Raw genomic sequence first — 2,429 nt, 5'->3', positions numbered from 1 at the left:
CCTTCAGGCGGAGCCAGAAGTTCATGGAGCGGACGCTCGGTGCCAACATCTGATTGCCGTTGGCGTCCTGGATCTGGATGCCGTCACCGTCCACGGCGATCAGGTCCTTGAACGTCAGCCCGTAACGGCGCATCGCCCACTCCAGAATGCCCGTCAGGGACACGCCGATGCGGTTCGTGCGCTTGACCTCGCGGTCGTAGATCGACGTCATCAGATTGGTGCGGATCAGGGCGCGCGTGATGTGGCGCACGGCCTGTTCCTCTTCCCAGCTGTCGTTGGCGTGGAAGAGCGCCAGGTCGCCGATCACGCAGAACGCGCCCAGGATGAAGAGCACGATCTCGCCGCACGGGTTGACGATGAACTGGTAGGAGTGATCCATGACCAGCTCGGCCAGGGCGATCTGCATCTCCCTGAAATCCTCGCCGCCAAACTTGGCGAAGGGGTAGACCAGATAGTCGTCGGTGCCCTTGAGGTTGACGTTGAGCTTCGACACGTTGAGGAAGCCGGTCTCGCCGGTCAGGTCGTGGTACTGGCGGCGCTGCATCGCCTCGTTGAGCATGTCGGCCCAACGCTGTTGGTGATTGAGCGGCACACCATTGCGCTTGAGGCTTTGTGCCTGGCGCAAGCATTCGTAGAACTCGTCGTCGACCGCGACCGAGTTGTTCGACGACCAGAGGAACGAGCCGTACTGTGGCAGGCCAGCCATGGTGTCGACTTCATCCCAGCTCCGGCCGAGGAACTCGATCGGGCGCTTGAGGTCGATGAACTCGAAGATGCCCGGGTCTTTCCAGAACTTGGTCGCGATGCGCGCGGCTCGGCGGGCGCCACCGACCAGGACGCACTCGGCCAGATAGTGGTCGGCGATGATCGCTGCCTTCCAGCGGGGCATGTTGAGGTCGCGTAGGCGCGCGACGTTGGCGATGGCGCCCATGAGGGGGCCAGGGCCGGAGGCCGGCCGGTTCTGCATGCCCTTGATCGGCTCGCCGAAGCCGCGGACTTCGGTGTAGTCGAGGATGAGGACGTGATCGTGCTGCCCCTTGTAGGTGGCCACCTCGATCTGCTCGACACCCTTGGCCCAGCCCTCACGGCTGTCGTCGACCGTGTGGTAGATGGTCTTCTCGCCGGCATAGAGGTGCAGCGCCTCGCGGGGCGTCATGTAGCCAGTGATCCGGCCGGCCAGCACGTCAGGGTGCGTGTTGTCGATGACGCAGACGACCTTCGGCTGCTTGGTCCAGTCGACGAGCATCAGGGCGTCGTCGTAGCTCGAGCCCACACCGGAGCCAGAGAGTAGAAGCTGGAAGGTCATGGCGCGGAACATCGCCGTCGCGCAGTTGGTGAAGACCTCCATCGGGCGGTCCTTCTGGCGGATGTCGCCGTGCTGCAGGTGGCGGCCGGACAGCAGGATGGTGCCTTCGGCGATATGGTAGTTGAGCGACTGCAGATCTTGGCAGTACGGGTCGAGCGAGGTGTTGCCCTCGGCCACGCGCAGGGCGACGTCTTCCCAGCGCTCGCGCCGGGTCTCCGGCTTGCGGCCGAGGAACGGTGTGGTGTCGTCGTCAGTGATCTTGATCAGGGGGAAGGTGAGGCTCAACGCGGACCACCAGGCTTTGTAGTCGGGGTCTTTGGGGTTGAGCTTGACGGCGCGCTTGCTGGCCCATTCGGCCTTGGCGTCGTCGGTCAGGATAAGACGGGCGACGGTGCGTTCAGCCACACCCTGGCCCATCCCTGGAAAGAAATCTCGGGACATAAAAAACCTCTCAATTCGCTAGGAATTGAGAGGTAAGAAATCAGCATCTTGTATGTGAGTGATGCATTCTGCTCACCCTATAGTATCACCACTTTTTTCCGTGGGCGCCCTTCCGGTGTTCGGCGGAGTGATCGACCCTGACCTTGTTGAAGGCCGACTTCTCACGGTAGGCGCCGTCGAGATCGTAGTTCCACTTTTTGCAGTACTCCTGGATGCGTTCCAGGGTGACGTAGATCATGGCGCCAACCACCGGTTTGAAGGCATCGTCAAACGCGGGATCGTGGGTGCAGTGTTCCGCTATCCCGACGACCTTGCTGGTGATGTCGAGAAGGGCTGCAGCTCTGTTGTCCGGCAGGGGCGGGATCTTGAGCATAAACCTGGGCTCAAGGGGTTCGATATTGTAGCTGAACCCTCCGCCGAAGTCCGCGAGGCGGATCGCGGCATCAGCCAGTTCGACCTCGGCGCCGGGGCGGTGGGGCAGCTTGTCGTCCATCAGGTTCTTGCGTTCGGCCTCCATGGCCTCGGCAATCTCCGAGACGACAAGCATCAGCAGCTCGTCCTTGTCACGGTCGAGGGGCGCACCGGTGTCCAGGTCGTGCCACCACTTGTGATTGTTGGCATGGCACTCGGCGGCGAGTTCGTTGTAGGTCATTCCATTGATCATGTGAAAGCTCATTTAGAA

General features: G+C 61.9%; 1 protein-coding gene and 1 pseudogene. Both read right to left on the bottom strand.

What is annotated here, in order from left to right; translation table 11 throughout:
* Positions 1 to 1,711, bottom strand: a pseudogene (locus EOC06_RS32535) (hypothetical protein); the annotation flags it as partial.
* A gap of 121 nt (positions 1,712 to 1,832) precedes the next feature.
* Positions 1,833 to 2,399, bottom strand: a complete 567-nt coding sequence (locus tag EOC06_RS32530; protein ID WP_128309717.1) for a hypothetical protein — start codon at positions 2,397 to 2,399, stop codon at positions 1,833 to 1,835.
* Positions 2,400 to 2,429 lie beyond the last annotated feature (30 nt).

Origin of the sequence: Mesorhizobium sp. M7A.F.Ca.MR.362.00.0.0 (assembly GCF_004023175.1) — a bacterium.
Lineage (GTDB): Bacteria > Pseudomonadota > Alphaproteobacteria > Rhizobiales > Rhizobiaceae > Mesorhizobium.
This window is presented reverse-complemented; position numbering and strand designations above follow the sequence as displayed.